The organism is Acinetobacter sp. PC34 (genome assembly GCF_051789135.1).
GTDB lineage: Bacteria > Pseudomonadota > Gammaproteobacteria > Pseudomonadales > Moraxellaceae > Acinetobacter > Acinetobacter johnsonii.
The window spans coordinates 3296338-3312231 of record NZ_CP196664.1; the positions used below are offsets into that span (position 1 = coordinate 3296338).

The following is a 15894-nucleotide window of genomic DNA, read 5'->3' on the forward strand; positions in this document are numbered from 1 at the left end:
CTCGCTTAATGTTCACGTTGTTGCATTTGTTCAATTTGGTGGCGAAAGGCGTCGACATCTTGAAAGTCTTGATAGACCGATGCAAAACGCACATACGCAACATGATCTAACGAAAATAAAGATTGCATAACAATTTCACCAATGGTGCGTGATTTCACATCTCGCTCACCTAAACGGCGGATTTGTAGCTGAATATCGCTCAAGACGGTTTCAATTTGCTCTTGCGTCACGGGACGTTTTTGTAAAGCATGCATCAAGGAGCGACGCAATTTTGCTTCATCAAAAGGTTCACTTTTGCCATCCGACTTGATCACACGAGGCATGACCACTTCATAACTTTCAAAGGTTGTGAATCGTTCACCACAACTAATACATTCACGACGACGACGAATTTGACAACCTTCAGCGGCCAAACGTGAGTCGATCACTTTACTGTCTTCAGCGTTGCAAAATGGACAATGCATAGTGGTTAAATTGAACAAATTTGAATGGTTTTAGAGTGTAGCAAAAATTCGGTGTTTTGTAGAGTTTTACTCTAGATATAGAAAAAAAACAGCCCTTTCGGGCTGTTTCACACAATATATTGATTATACTGTTTATTTATTATTCTATTGATTAGTCCACGCGTTCGCCATGTTGGCTCAAGTCTAGGCCCATACGTTCATCATCAGATTCAACGCGAATTCCAATCACCAGATCAATCACTTTTAAGATAATGAAGGTTAATACTGCTGAGTATGCAATCGTTGCCAATACCCCTTCAACTTGAACCCAAAGTTGATGCATTACATCACTTGGTGCTTTGTCGCCCATGATGAAATCGCTTGCAAAGAATGCCGTTAAGATTGCACCGACAATACCACCCACACCGTGTAAACCAAATGCATCTAAAGAGTCATCGGCTTTTAAAGCACGTTTCAATGCACTGATACCCCAGAAGCACACCACACCACCGATTAAACCCATCGCCAGTGCACCGCCGACAGTCACAAAGCCTGCTGCTGGTGTAATCACTACCAGACCAGCAACCGCACCAGATGCAGCACCGAGTACTGAACCTTTACCACGTGCAACTTTTTCAGTAATTAACCAAGAGATTGCCGCTGCTGCTGCTGCTACTTGAGTCACGAGCAATGCATAACCTGCTGAGCCGTTTGCTCCCAATGCAGAACCACCATTGAAACCAAACCAACCGACCCACAGTAGGCTTGCACCCACAACGGTTAATGCCAAGTTGTGTGGAGCCATTGATTCACGGCCTAAGCCCATACGTTTACCGAGCATGTATGCAGCAACCAAACCTGCCACACCTGAGTTGATGTGTACAACAGTACCGCCAGCAAAGTCGAGTGCGCCATCATTTGCTAACCAACCACCGCCCCATACCCAGTGAGTAATTGGTGCATAGACCACGACTACCCAAATCGAGATGAAAGCGATAAATGCGCCGAATTTCATCCGTTCTGCAATTGAACCACTAATAATGGCAACTGTAATGATGGCAAAGGTCATTTGGAAAATAACGAATAGAACTTCAGGAATAGTTCCTGTGAGTGCATCTGTGGTAATCCCAGTCAGCATGAACTTATCTAAGCCACCGATAAAGGCATTACCCTCACCAAAGGCCAATGTATAACCAATGATAACCCATGCAATACTCACCACTGCCGCAGCAACAAAGCTATGTGCCATAGTGCTTAAGACGTTTTTCTTACGAACCATACCGCCGTAGAATAACGCTAAACCTGGAATGGTCATTAATAAAACCAGTGCTGTGGAAACTAAAATCCACGCCGTATCACCTGTATCTAATGTTGGTTCTTCTTCTGCAGGTGCGGGTGCTTCTACTGGAGCAGCAACGGCTTCAACCGCTTGTACCGCTGGAGCAGCCACATCCGTTGTTTCAACCACTGTGACTTGTTCTGATGGAGTTGGCGCTGTTGCTGCTTCTTCAGCCCAAGCAACAGAACCACCTAAAAGTGCGCCAGATAAGCTCAGCGCGAATAGCATCTTTTTCATTCGTATCCCCCAACCTAATTTGTGCGAGTTATGTGTTACTCAGCAAACTTCATGCCAAATTAAACGGCATCGGCACCTGTTTCACCTGTACGGATACGGATGACTTGCTCTAAATTTGTGACGAAAATTTTACCGTCGCCAATTTTTCCTGTGCTAGCAACACGTGTGATTGACTCAATCACCGCGTCGACCATTTCATCACTGATCGCGATTTCGATTTTTACTTTTGGTAAGAAATCAACAACATATTCAGCGCCACGATAAAGTTCAGTATGACCTTTTTGACGACCAAAGCCTTTGACTTCGGTTACCGTGATCCCTTGAACACCAATTTCAGACAGTGCTTCACGCACATCATCCAATTTAAACGGTTTTACAATTGCAGTTACGAGCTTCATGTTTGTTTTCCTTCGGCTTATTTCACCAGTAAGGTTTTATGTTCAAATTTCATGCCAAAAATTCTTAGGTTGGGGGGAAAAGAAAGTCTGACATGAGTTTTCTTTATACCCTATTCTATACATTTAAATGCGTTTTGAGCTTCAAAATTCAGGTTTTTTAGTCGAAGATTTATGATTTTTTTACAATCGATGAAATCATATTTCATCTGAAAGGCTATAGAGTCAGAAGCAGCAATGGTACACTGCTGTCACGTCTCCAACTGTTGGATATAGAAATGATTGAAACTTTATTACAAGCCATACTGGAACAAGTCGAACAACCTAAACAAGACTTAGAACATAATTTACGCGCACTGCTGAATGAAGCGGTGACCAAGATGGATTTGGTTTCCAAAGATGAAATTGAGCGTCAACGTACTGCACTGAATAATGCCAATTTGCGTTTAAATGACTTATTGAAACAAGTGGAAGCTTTAGAGTTACGCATTCAGAACAAAAAATGAGCACCTGTTTGGTGCAACAAAAGACGCATAACGAATTAAAATAATGCACTATAATGGAACAAAAGATGTCTTTTGCCAAAATTTACACTCGAGCTTTGCTCGGTTTACACGCACCTTCGGTTGAAGTTGAAGTTCATCTGAGCCAAGGACTACCCTCTTTAACTATTGTGGGGCTTCCTGAAGCAGCGGTTCGGGAAAGCAAAGATCGGGTGCGCTCCGCCATTATCAATAGTGGCTTTCAGTTTCCGACCAAACGCCTCACCATCAACCTTGCGCCCGCAGATCTACCCAAAGACAGCTCACGACTAGATTTGCCTATTGCACTGGGTATTTTAATTGCCTCTGGCCAGATCCCTGAGCAAGGAACTGAAAATTTTGAATTTATAGGTGAGTTGGCACTTGATGGGCAACTGCGACCAATTTCAGGTACTTTAAGTATTGCGATTGCCTGCCAGCAAGCTGGGCATCAACTGATTTTACCTGAGGCCAATGCGCAAGAAGCCTCTCAACTGCCTAACTTCCAAGTGTTTGCAGCGCAACATTTAAAACAAGTCTGTGAGCATCTGTCGCAAAACCATCTCATCCAACAGTTTCAACCCACGGCGCTAAAAGCCTCCCAACATTACAAATTTGATTTGGCCGATGTTAAAGGTCAACTACGTCCGAGACGTGCCTTAGAGATTGCGGCAGCAGGTGGTCATTCTTTGCTATTTAAAGGACCGCCAGGAACAGGGAAAACCCTATTGGCTTCACGTTTAGCCAGTATTTTACCGCCCTTGAATACGCAAGAGAATTTGGAAGTGGCGAGTATTTACTCGGTGGCCAATCATCAACATCCTTTTGGGCAGCGGCCATTTCGTGCACCGCACCATACAGCTTCTGCGGTTGCCTTAGTCGGTGGCGGGTCACAACCCAAACCCGGTGAAATTACTTTGGCACATAAAGGCGTGCTGTTTTTAGATGAACTACCAGAGTTTGACCGCAAGGTTTTAGAGGTTTTAAGACAGCCGATAGAAGCCAAAGAGATTGTGATTTCGCGTGCTTCACGGCAGATCACCTTTCCAGCCAATTTCCAACTGATTGCTGCAATGAATCCGTGTCCCTGTGGTTATGCTTTTAATCAAGATAGCCGTTGCCAGTGCTCAGCCGAGGCGATTAAACGCTACCAAAACCGCATTTCAGGGCCTTTGCTGGATCGAATTGATTTACATATTGATGTACCACCCTTGCATGCTTCTGAATTGCAAGACACACAAGCCGTGGAAGACTCGGCAACTGTACGTGAACGCGTGATTCAAGCTTATCAATGGCAAATGCAACGCCAAGCTTGTCTCAATATGGCTTTATCACCCAAACAACTGGAACAGTTTGCGCCACTCAATGAACAAGCCGCGCTGATCTTTGAAAAGGCACAACAGCGCTTAAACTTATCTGCTCGGGGGTATCACCGTATTTTAAGAGTGGCCAGAACCATTGCCGACTTAGCGCAGTCTGAACAGATTCAAACAGGCCACTTAACCGAAGCCCTGTCTTATCGTGGGCAACATCACTAAAACGGCTGACTGTTCATAAAAACTGACAAGTTAGAGCGAAATCCCATCGCCGATAAAAAAAGCCCACTCGATTGGAGTGGGCTTTTTTATATTTAAGCAGCGTACAGCTTAGAACTCATACTTCAAACCGAAGACAACTTTGTTCTTTTGTTTTACGTCCGCACGGTCATAACCACCCAAGGTGTAATTCATACTTGCAGTTAAACCTGTTTCAGCTAAAGGTTTGCTCACGCCCACATCAAAATGACGGAAACCAAAACTCTCCGTCGTCCCTAATGCTTCTTCATAATCGCCAGAGTCTTGATAAGCATATAAGCCCAATGCCGTATCTAAGCTGAAATCATTCGGCAATGGATAACTATAAGTTGCCTTAATATAAGTATCACCCGCGTTACTCCAAGTGGTATCTTCCAGTAAAGTCTGTACAGTGACGCCAAAGTCTTTGTAGCTTAAGCCAAGCAAAGTTTCAAAACCGTTGGTATCTGAATTATCTGTTTCATAGTAATAATAATAAGTCGTACCAATAGTATAGCCGAGATCATCATTAATTGAGCCGTTATAGCCCGCGTAGAAATTGTTTTCAAAGGCATCACGGCCTTCTTCAACCAATGAATAACCCAGTGTAGAACCCCACCAACCTGCATAAAAACCAGATGCGTGGCTGTAATCTAAACCACCTTGAATAGTCGCATCTTCATTTTCAGGCGTATTGGTAATACCACGTAAGTTATAACTAGAAAAAACCCCAATATTCCCTGACACAGAATGAACGGACGTTGCTTCATCTGCATAAGTGAATGTAGAAGCTGCAGCTACCACAGCTAAAGATAATGCCTTAAGTGCAAATTTCATGGTTTGATTCCCCCACATCGTATCCGACGTCTTTTGGTTATTTCGATAAACTCATGTAGGTAGTAGCAATAGCTATGCCACATTCAATTCAACTTCAGATACACCTTTTACAAAATCATTATAAATAATTGTTTTTATTAAAATTATTTAAAATATAAAAAATTGAGCTCGCACTCAACTTGATCGTTAAACCTCTTCGCGGTGAATTGAAGCCAAGCCCATCAAGCAAACATAATTGTTTACAATATGCGCTATTTTGAGACTCATCTTTGGAAGGTACGTTTTTAAGTGCATAAAAAAAGTGCATCCCCAACCGATCTGGATGCACTTTTCATATCTACAACATTTAAAAGTTGTAAGTTAAACCCAGCACCAGATGGTCCTCTAAATCCTCGCCCATACGATTATGCACACCATAAATATAATCCGCAGACATCTCGATCCCTGTCTCTGCAAAGGGCCTACTCAGGCCTAAGCGAACTTCATTAACAGTAAAGTTCTTCTCTGTAGTGAGTATGGCATCATCATGCTGACGATAAATCGATGCACCAATTGAACTATTGAATTGAAAGTGTTGTGGAAGAGCATAATGATGTGCAAGGCTTAAATAAGTATCGCCCGCGTTGGCATAGCTCACATCCACTAAAGCCACCGTGACGCCTACATCAAAGTCTTTATAGCTCAAACTATTTACAAATTCCGCTCCAGTCGTACTTCGGCGTTCTGTGCGATCTTCACTATAGACCGAGCCGCCATCATTATATAAATAAGTCACAATATGCGACCGATAGCTTAAATCTGGACTGAGTGTGTGTGCATAACCCATATAAAAGTCATGCTCAACACCGTGATCTTTGCTGATATCCGCTGCATCATAATTCAGTGTTGAAGCCCAATAACCTGCATATAGACCAGATGTATGTTCATATTCAAGCCCTGCTTGCAGGGTAGGCTGGTCATTTTCAATACCCCCACGATAGATATACTGACTGAGCACAGCAAGGCTTCCACTGAGTCCGCCTTCTGAGCTTTGTTGCTGGGGCTCGCTTGCGTTGACCGACACACTGCCAGTGAAAAAAATTAAAAATAGTGCAATTTTATGTGAATTCTTATGCATTTAAGCTCTCAAAATCTCTTTAGACATGAATCATTTACTGATTCCATACCCATAAATTTTAAAGCTATTTTTTAACAATAGGTCAATTTTATCTAGGCAACTGCTGTGTAATTCATCATTTTCCAATCTGGGTATAGGTTATTCTGAACCGATTCCAGACGACTAGAAATGACTGAACACTTTGATTCATAAGCTAAAATGACCTCACAGTCTATATATTATTTTCTGCAATACATAGCAAAAAACAGAATTAAGAGGAGAAAAATAATTCGATGTTTTATAAAGGTTTATTTTAGCAAACCGAATATTTTAACCAAAATTAAAATATTTCAAACATATCACTTACAAAAAAATGCATTACTTTAGTTGAATATGATAAATAAAAATGAAAATTTTTCAGCGATTACTTATACAATTGCTGTTCTCTTTCCATCCAATTTGTATAAGGTTCGCTCCCCAATGCAAAACACAAAAAAATTAGCATTAGCAGTTTTAGTACAAACTGCACTTATATCAACAGCTTTTGCGAGTGAGCAAAGTGAATCTAAAGGTTTCGTTGAAGGCGCTGAAGGATCAGTGCTATTCCGCACAGGCTTTTTAAATCGTGATAAAAAAGACGGTTTAACAAATGATACAAGCTCAACTGCTCAAACTGCCATTTTTGATCTTCAATCAGGCTTTACAAAGGGTATTGTTGGCTTTGGTGTTGGCGTAGTAGGTGATGCATCTTTCAAGCTTGGTGCGAATAATAATACGGGTAATCAAATGATTCCTGTAGATGATCGTGGATTTGCTTATGATCATTGGGCTCGTGGTGGTGCCAATGTGAAAGCACGTATTTCCAACACAACCGTGACTTATGGTACACAGGTGTCAACACTTCCTGTCATGGCAAGTAATCAAGCCCGTTTAGTGCCTGAGTATTACACAGGTGTTTTCATTGAAAGTAATGAAATTCCAAATCTAAATGTGGTTGCAGGTAAATTCACAAAAAACCAAATGTCAAACCAAATTAGTACCGATAAAGATGTGACAGGTCAAGGACTTGATCGTGCAGTAGTTTGGGGTGCTAAATATAAATTTAATGATCAACTCAATTCATCGTATTATGGCTTAGATGTTCAAGATAAGCTAGAACGTCATTATGCCAATGTAAACTTTACCCAAAGCTTAAAAGACAAGAGTACCTTAACACTTGATGCCATGGGTTATCATACAAAATGGGATAAAGATGCGCTCACTGATTCACATACCACAGATGATCTAGCAAACCGCAAAAACTCGATTTGGGCTGTTTCAGTGGGCTATGGCAAAGATGTACATAATGTCATGCTTTCTTATCAAGATAACACAGGTAATACTGGGTATGACTATGGCTATAATGCTGATGGTTTACAAAGTATCTATGTCCCTAATTCCTATTTAGGTGACTTTAATGGTAATGATGAAAAATCTGTCGGGCTACAATATAACTACAACTTCAAAAATCACGGTTTACCTGGTCTAAACTGGACAACTGCATTTGTTTATGGTTGGGATATTGATATCGCTAAAATAACAGATCGCTCAAAAATCATTGACCAAGCCGAAGAACATGAGTTCTTTAACCAAGTCAAATATACAGTTCAAACAGGTGCATTGAAAGATGCAAGCCTACGTGTTCGCTATTCTTACTTACGTTCAAGTGATACCTATAATAATGTTTCTGGTCAATATGTCAGCAATGTCATTGGCTCAACCAATGAATGGCGTTTATTCCTTGATATTCCTGTGAAACTGTTCTAATTCACTTTAGATCAATTCATAAAAAACCGCCATTCAATTGAATGGCGGTTTTTTTATGAGCCTGATTTTAGGGTAATAAAATCAGGCTTTATTTTTTCAAAATTATTTTTTAGCAGCTTCGATTGCTTTCAACACTTCTTCTTTGGCAACAGCAGCATTTTCCCAACCACTGATTTTTACCCATTTGCCAGGCTCTAAATCTTTATAGTGGGCAAAGAAATGCTCAACTTGGCTGATCAACAGCGGAGGAAGATCGGTATATTCCTGAACATCTTTATACAATGGAGATAATTTTTCATGTGGCACAGCGATGAGTTTCGCATCAATACCACCATCATCTTCCATGTTCAGTTTGCCCACTGGGCGGCAACGGATGACTGAACCCGCAGCAACAGGATGTGGCGTTACAACAAGTACATCTAATGGGTCGCCATCTTCAGACAAGGTGTTTGGTACATAACCATAGTTCGCTGGGTAGAACATTGCTGTACCCATGAAACGATCTACAAAAAGTGCATCCGAATCTTTATCAATTTCATATTTGATTGGTGCTGCATTTGCAGGAATTTCGATGATCACGTAGATATCGTTCGGTGCATCTTTACCCGCAGGGATATTGCTGTAGCTCATAACATCACTCTTTAACAAGTTAAATCTTTTAAAAAAACCGCATCGATTATAACGGTTTTTGAGAAAAAAATATTTCTGCGATTATACATCCACTGGGTGAAAATATGTATGTTTCGCACTTAGCCCATCGTTAGTCGAATGACCAACAATAATAAACAAATAGGACAAAGCAGTGACAACAGCCAAACGATCGATCGAAGCGTCGACCAGTTGGCCAAATAGCAAATCCCATACACCACACGAAAGACAAGATAGGCAATACCAAACGTCATGGTGACCACTTGCGGAATCACCATATATTCAGCCATTAAAATAGCGGCAATAAATAACGGTAAACTCTCAAAGCTATTTTGCTGTGCCGCATTGGCACGTGCTGCCAGACCAGTCGTCTTGGCGAGAAATTCACGCGGATGTTGATTATCCTTGGCGCGAAATCCTGCTGTTTTTTTAGCAATGATTGTAAATACGTAAGGCAGTAAACAAGCAATTAAAATGAGATAAATAATCCCGCTAATGCTTTGCATTGGTTTTTTCTCATCAAGATCATTTCGATGGCTATCATAGCATGGCATTCCGAGGATAAATTTGGTTAAATTATAGTGTTTTTATAATTTCCCGATGAGACTCCTGCATGGCTAGCCCTGATCAAAAAGAAATGTTCGACGTGCTCGAAATTCAGCGTCAACATCAACGCCAAGTGGATCGTGTTTTAAAGATTGTGCTTCCCGTTACTGCATTTTTATTGGCGGTCATTTGTGCCAATATGAATATTGGTTCGACTCTTGGCACACTGGTCATACTGATCATTGCATTTTGGATGGTCGGGATTAAACGTCAAAACCTATGGTATTGGTTGCTTGCAGTGACCGTCTATTGTCTGATCGATAATGTCCTGAGTTTTGGTAGTTTTGCTTTCCCAGCTTTTAGTCGTCAGTGCGGTACGATGCTGACCTTTGTTGGCATCTTAGGCATTGGCCGTCCCTATATTGATCGCTGGTTAATGAAAAATTAAATGTGAACATGAAAAAAAAGCGCCTGACGGCGCTTTTTTATTTGAACTTAAGCTGTTTTACGTAAATCTTTACGTAGGATTTTACCTACGTTTGATTTCGGTAACTCATCTAAGAATTCAACATAACGCGGACGTTTGTAACCCGTTAAGTTCTCTTTCGCAAAGGCCAAGACTTCTTCTGTGGTTAAAGATGGATCTTTCTTCACTACAAACAGTTTTGGTACTTCACCTGATTTTTCATCAGGTACACCAATGGCAGCTACTTCCAATACTTTAGGATGCTTTGAAACCACTTCTTCAATTTCTGAAGGGTAAACGTTAAAGCCTGACACCAAAATCATGTCTTTCTTACGGTCTACAATTTTCACATAGCCGCGAGAATCCATGACACCAATGTCGCCTGTACGGAAGAAACCATCTTCCGTCATCACTTTAGCCGTTTCATCTGGACGGTTCCAATAGCCGCGCATCACTTGTGGACCACGGATTGAAATCTCACCCTGTTCACCCAGTGCAACTTCCTTACCATCATCATCCAAAATTGCAACTTCAGTTAATGGCAATGGAATACCAATCGTGCCACTGAATTCTTCAGACGCTGGCGGATTTGCCGTTGCCACAGGTGAAGTTTCAGATAGACCATAACCTTCAATGATGTTGGTCCCAGTAATTCGCTTCCACGCTTCTGCTGTAGAAGGAAGCACAGCCATACCACCACCCATTGCCATTTTCAATTTGCTGTGGTCGAGTTGCTTAAACTCTTCATTGTTCACTAAAGCATTGAATAGCGTATTCACTGCTGGGAAGAATGACGGTTGATATTTACGTAATTCTTTCATCACCGCAGGTAAGTCACGCGGGTTTGGAATCAAAACGTTGGCTTGGCCTTTGTACATGCCGTACATCGCACACACCATGAACGCAAAAATATGATATAGCGGTAAGGCACAGAAAATGCGGTCATCAGGTTGACCATCTTGTGCACCAAATTTACTTTGGAAAATACCGTCACACTGCAACATGTTCGCCACAAGGTTGCGATGCGTCAGTTCTGCACCTTTAGATACCCCTGTAGTGCCGCCAGTGTACTGAAGCACTGCTGTGTCACTTAACGTTAAGTTCGGGCGCTTATAGTTACTCGCACTAACTTTCGACATTGCCGCATTAAAGCGAATATGGCCAGGAATATTCCATGCTGGAATTTGCTTACGCACTGAACGTAATACAAAGTTCACCAGTGTGCCTTTTAATGCACCCAACATGTCACCTACAGAGGCAATCACGACATGTTTAACTGGCGTTTTACCATTAATCGCTTGGTAAACAGAGGCAAAGTTTTCAATGATCACCAAAACTTCTGAGCCCGAGTCATTTAACTGATGTTCAAGTTCACGCGCGGTATACAGTGGATTGACGTTAACCAATACTAAACCTGCACGGAATACACCCAAAGCAACGATAGGATACTGAAGAACGTTCGGCATCATCACAGCGACACGTGAGCCTTTTGCTAGACCCAAACTTTGTAAATACGTTGCAAATTTACGGCTTGCTTCTTCTAACTCATTAAAAGTGAGCACTTTATCCATAAAGATAAAAGCATCACGAGAGCCAAATTTTTGGAAATTTCGTTCAAAAACATCTACTAATGACGTGTTTTCTGGTGGCAATTCTACAGTCTCTGGAATCCCCGTTTTTTGGTATTCTGCGAACCAAATTTTTTCCATATCGCCCGATTCTCCTATCAGTAATCCTTAAATTTCAACTATTGTTCTCAATATTAAGCGCTCTTTATTTAACTTCTGTTGCTTAATACTGCATCCATTTCCCGCATACATACCATATATAACGTATTTTGATCAATGGATGCTAGTTTTATCTCTGAACTAACAGTTTATTTGCTTTTTGATAACCACGTGGTAATAACTGCCCTTTTGATGCTCTTTTGCCTATGTATTTTTGCAAGTCATCACCCTTCAATTTTAATTGCTGCTGTCCTGCAACGACTTGCAGTATTTCATCTAGCGTTAATCTTGTCATGAATACAATTTGATCTTTCTCTTCAAGTTGTATCAATTTATTACCTTTACCTTTATTCAAAACAGGCAACTCTGACAACTCTAAAATCAACAAACGACCCGTTGAGGTCAATAACGCCAAATGGGTGGCCTGATCAACACTGGTTAACGGCATAACTGTGGCTTTTTCAGGTAAAGTAAGGAAGGCTTTCCCTGCTTTTGCATTGGTATCTAACTGTTTTGCCTGTGTTTTAAAACCATACCCCTTGCTACTTAGCGCTATGACTTCGGCTTCATCATCAGCAATAAAGACTTGTTTAAAACCAATACCACTGGCTGGGGACAATTTTGAACTCAACGGTTCTCCCAAACCACGTGCGGACGGTAGGCTATTAATGGCTAGTGCATAACTACGCCCTGACTCATCCAGCACATACACGCGCTGATTAGATTTGCCTTGCGCATGACTAAGGTATTGATCGCCCGCACGGAAGTTCAGGTTTTCGGCATCAACTTCATGACCTTTGGCTGAGCGAATCCACCCCGCTTCAGACAAGACCACAGTCACAGGATCAGCAGGCATGAAATCTTGCTCACTCATCGCCGTCGCTTCTGCACGATGCACGATTGGTGAACGACGGTCATCGCCGTATTTTTTCGCATCATCTTTGAGTTCATTGATGATCAAAGCTTTTAAAGACTCAGGATTGGCCAACTGTTCACGAATCAGTGCAGCTTTGGCTTCTAACTCTTCTTGCTCACGGCGCATTTCCATTTCTTCAAGTCGAGCCAAATGACGCAACTTGAGTTCTAAAATGGCTTCGGCCTGAATATCATCAATATTAAAACGTGACATCAACTCCGCTTTGGGCTGTTCTTCTTCACGAATAATACGAATCACTTCATCAATATTTAAATAGGCAATAATTAAACCGCCCAAAATATGTAAGCGTTTTTCAATTTTATTCAGGTGATATTGCAGACGACGGGTGACGGTTTCCTTTCGAATTTCAATCCACTCCAGCAAAATACGACGAATCGATTTCACTTGTGGACGGCCATCCGCGCCAATCATGTTCATATTGACCCGATAGCTCGACTCAAGATCAGTGGTGGCAAAAAGGTGACTCATCACTGCTTCAGCATCAATCCGATTTGAACGCAGTACAATCACCAAACGGGTTGGGTTTTGATGATCCGACTCATCACGCACATCGCTCACCAAAGGCAGTTTTTTCGCCTGCATTTGATCTGCAATTTGCGAAATAACTTTCGAGCCTGACACTTGATAAGGCAAATCCGTGATCACAATTTCATTTTTTTCGATGCGATACACCGAACGCATACGGTAACTGCCCCGACCTGTGCTTTGTATTTTTAATAACTCTTCAGGTGGCGTAATAATTTCTGCTTTGGTCGGCAAATCGGGGGCAGGAATATATTCTGCAACTTTTTCATCGCTTAAATTTGGATTACGAATTAAGGCAATGGTGCCTTTCACGACTTCACGCAGGTTGTGTGGTGGAATGTCCGTAGCCATACCAACCGCAATGCCTGTGGTGCCATTTAACAAAATATTCGGAATACGTGCAGGTAAAGTCACTGGCTCTTTCATCGAACCATCAAAGTTGTCCTGCCAGTCACAAGTCCCCTGTCCCAGCTCAGACAAAAGCACTTCACTATACTGAGATAATTTGGCTTCGGTATAACGCATCGCAGCGAATGATTTCGGATCATCGGGAGAACCCCAGTTACCTTGACCTTCAATAAACGGATAACGATAACTAAAAGGCTGAGCCATCAGCACCATCGCTTCATAGCAGGCTGAATCACCATGCGGGTGATACTTACCGAGCACATCGCCGACGGTACGCGCAGATTTTTTGGGTTTCCCACTGTGTTTCAGCCCCAACTCACTCATGGCATATACAATACGGCGTTGTACAGGTTTTAAACCATCGCTGATATGCGGTAAGGCACGATCCATGATCACGTACATGGCGTAATTGAGATATGCTTGTTCAGTAAATTCTGCTACGGAACGGTTTTCTGTCGCTTGATGCGCAAGGTTCGTCATAACAACCTGTCATCCTAATTAATCGTTTTTTGTTTAAGTTCTTATGCTATGTCGCGGGCTCTGCCTATACAAGTGAAAGCGTACACCACTACGACAAATTGCGTCTTTAGATGTTCCTAGTGTCGTAAAATTATCCATTTTTTTTAAAATGAGCAACTAATTATTTTGAAGTTCAGTTCCTGTGTTCATCTCTGCTCATCAATGAAAACAATGAAGCAACTTCAGCCCACTCAACTTGATCGATACGATCGACAAAAAATTTGCCCATCCTCGCCCAAAATGCGACACAACCAATTGGGTAGATCACATCAATCAAGCAGTGATTATTTAAAGGTCTCATCATTAGCAAGATCTGCGTTTACCAAAATGCAGCGTTGAGAGGCTACGTTTTGGCCGAGCAGATTGAATTTTTTATTGCTGAGTTGGATCTGGTTATCGGTTATTTTCAGATCCATCTTCTAAATTTTATCTTGATGTTTACTGAAGGCTGAGAGTCTCAGCACATCTGACTCTCAATCTTCAGCACGGACTAAATTACAGTCCAATTTCTTCCAATGTTTTGCCTTTGGTCTCTTCACCCAAAATCAAAATTACCGCTGCAACCGCAAGCAATACTGCGGTAAACATCATGAAAATCGCACTAAATCCATTGCTCTGTACCATCATATGTGTCACCACCATCGGTGCGACAATGCCGCCCATACGACCAATGGCTGATGCCCAGCCCGAACCAAAAGCCCGGATATTGGTTGGATATTGCTCTGGGGTATAGGTATACAACACGCCCCATGCACCGAGGTTAAAGAATGACATCAAACAACCCCAGAACATGATCATGCTCACAGTATCAGCTTGACCAAAGAAATACGCGGAAACTGCACACATGCCAATAAAACCAGCCAAGGTTGCTTTACGTCCCAGCTTTTCGACCAGCCATGCTGCGGCCACATAGCCTGGCAGCTGTGCCAAAATCATCACCAAGACATATTCAAAAGACTGAACAATGCTATACCCCTGCTTCACCAGCAAACTGGGTAACCATGTAAAAATGCCATAATATGAGTAGACAATACCAAACCAAATCAACCACAACATCAAGGTTCTACGTGCAAATGCCCCCGACCAGAGCTGGGTAAAAGACACATTCTTTTTTTCTGCCACTGGTTTAACGATGATATGTTCAATCACTTCCACACCGCATTGGCGTTCAATCTGCTGCACCAAGGCATGCGCTTCCACAATACGACCACGGTTAATGAGATAAGGAATTGACTCAGGCACTTTGAACCAAATCACAATGGCGTACAGTGCAGGAATTCCACCGATTAAGAAGGCCATATGCCAGTCAAATTTTGGAATCACAAAATACGCCACCAATGCAGCGCAAAGCCAACCTAAGCCCCAAAAACTTTCTAGCAGCACGATAAAACGCCCACGCACCTGCGCAGGAATGTATTCACTGACCAAGGTCACCGCTACTGGCAACTGTCCACCTAAGCCTAAACCCACAATAAAACGAAACACCAACAACCACGTTAAGTTCGGGGCAAAGGCACAGGCCGCCGTCGCTAAACTGTAAATCACGAGGGTCGCGGCAAAAACTGTTTTACGTCCGATGCGGTCGGCCAGACCACCTGAGCACACCGCACCAATCGCCATTCCGACAAAGCCAATGGAGACCACCCAACCTTTCTCGGTTGGGCTCATGTGCCAATCTTCGGCCATTTTTGCCAAAATAAAAGAAATCAGCCCCGTGTCCATGGCATCGAACATCCAGCCCAAGCCAATGACCCACAACAAGGTGTAGTGAAATTTACCGATCGGTAAGCGTTGTATGCGAGAAACTAAATCCATAGCTCGGCCTCTAAAGCGGGAAAAGATAGCAGGCTGCTTTCTCAACAGGCTTTATCATTATGTGCTTTTTTTATAC

At 42.2% G+C, this 15894-nt stretch carries 14 protein-coding genes; 4 read left to right on the forward strand and 10 right to left on the reverse strand.

Features of this window, described 5'->3' with window-relative positions; translation table 11 throughout:
- Positions 1–5 precede the first annotated feature (5 nt).
- From nrdR to glnK, 3 genes are all read right to left on the reverse strand, one after another.
- Complete coding sequence (gene nrdR, locus ACSC9N_RS16045) at positions 6–464, reverse strand: transcriptional regulator NrdR (RefSeq protein WP_004692852.1); 459 nt, start codon at positions 462–464, stop codon at positions 6–8.
- Positions 465–615: 151 nt separating this feature from the next.
- Positions 616–2019 (reverse strand): ammonium transporter, encoded by a 1404-nt coding sequence (locus ACSC9N_RS16050; protein ID WP_010325684.1) that lies wholly within the window; start codon positions 2017–2019, stop codon positions 616–618.
- A gap of 59 nt (positions 2020–2078) precedes the next feature.
- The gene (glnK, locus tag ACSC9N_RS16055) at positions 2079–2417 is read right to left on the reverse strand and encodes a P-II family nitrogen regulator (protein WP_004281042.1); all 339 of its coding nucleotides are present in this window, start codon (positions 2415–2417) and stop codon (positions 2079–2081) included.
- Positions 2418–2692: 275 nt separating this feature from the next.
- Between glnK and ACSC9N_RS16060 the strand changes: the two genes are divergently transcribed.
- Positions 2693–2920, forward strand: coding sequence for an accessory factor UbiK family protein (locus ACSC9N_RS16060; RefSeq protein WP_004692854.1), 228 nt, complete (start codon positions 2693–2695; stop codon positions 2918–2920).
- Between the two features lie 65 nt (positions 2921–2985).
- Positions 2986–4473 carry a YifB family Mg chelatase-like AAA ATPase gene (locus ACSC9N_RS16065; RefSeq protein WP_010325683.1) on the forward strand — a complete coding sequence of 496 codons (1488 nt, stop codon included), beginning with the start codon at positions 2986–2988 and terminating at the stop codon, positions 4471–4473.
- A 108-nt stretch (positions 4474–4581) separates the two neighbouring features.
- Here the strand turns inward: ACSC9N_RS16065 and ACSC9N_RS16070 are convergent, their stop codons facing one another.
- Both ACSC9N_RS16070 and ACSC9N_RS16075 read right to left on the reverse strand, forming a co-directional pair.
- A complete protein-coding gene (locus ACSC9N_RS16070) occupies positions 4582–5325 on the reverse strand; it encodes a TorF family putative porin (protein WP_004692873.1) in 744 nt (247 codons plus the stop codon).
- A gap of 346 nt (positions 5326–5671) precedes the next feature.
- A complete protein-coding gene (locus ACSC9N_RS16075) occupies positions 5672–6442 on the reverse strand; it encodes a TorF family putative porin (protein ID WP_010325682.1) in 771 nt (256 codons plus the stop codon).
- Between the two features lie 459 nt (positions 6443–6901).
- Between ACSC9N_RS16075 and ACSC9N_RS16080 the strand changes: the two genes are divergently transcribed.
- A complete protein-coding gene (locus ACSC9N_RS16080; protein ID WP_010325681.1) occupies positions 6902–8227 on the forward strand; it encodes an OprD family outer membrane porin in 1326 nt (441 codons plus the stop codon).
- Between the two features lie 102 nt (positions 8228–8329).
- Here the strand turns inward: ACSC9N_RS16080 and ppa are convergent, their stop codons facing one another.
- Together ppa and ACSC9N_RS16090 are read right to left on the reverse strand one after the other, a co-directional pair.
- Positions 8330–8857: an inorganic diphosphatase gene (gene ppa, locus ACSC9N_RS16085; protein WP_005060879.1), complete on the reverse strand. Its 528-nt coding sequence runs from the start codon at positions 8855–8857 to the stop codon at positions 8330–8332.
- A gap of 119 nt (positions 8858–8976) precedes the next feature.
- Positions 8977–9381, reverse strand: a complete 405-nt coding sequence (locus ACSC9N_RS16090; protein ID WP_005401007.1) for an MAPEG family protein — start codon at positions 9379–9381, stop codon at positions 8977–8979.
- Positions 9382–9488: 107 nt separating this feature from the next.
- Here ACSC9N_RS16090 and ACSC9N_RS16095 point away from each other — a divergent pair, with 107 nt between their 5' ends.
- On the forward strand, positions 9489–9869 hold the full coding sequence (locus ACSC9N_RS16095; protein ID WP_010325680.1) for a hypothetical protein: 381 nt from the start codon (positions 9489–9491) through the stop codon (positions 9867–9869).
- Positions 9870–9916: 47 nt separating this feature from the next.
- Here ACSC9N_RS16095 and ACSC9N_RS16100 read toward each other — a convergent pair whose 3' ends face one another.
- The 3 genes from ACSC9N_RS16100 to niaP form a co-directional block, all read right to left on the reverse strand.
- A complete protein-coding gene (locus ACSC9N_RS16100; RefSeq protein ID WP_010325679.1) occupies positions 9917–11596 on the reverse strand; it encodes an AMP-binding protein in 1680 nt (559 codons plus the stop codon).
- A gap of 148 nt (positions 11597–11744) precedes the next feature.
- Entirely contained in the window at positions 11745–13964 is a 2220-nt protein-coding gene (gene parC, locus ACSC9N_RS16105; protein ID WP_078425948.1) for a DNA topoisomerase IV subunit A, read from the reverse strand.
- 534 nt (positions 13965–14498) lie between these two features.
- On the reverse strand, positions 14499–15818 hold the full coding sequence (gene niaP / locus ACSC9N_RS16110) for a niacin transporter NiaP (protein WP_010325677.1): 1320 nt from the start codon (positions 15816–15818) through the stop codon (positions 14499–14501).
- Positions 15819–15894 lie beyond the last annotated feature (76 nt).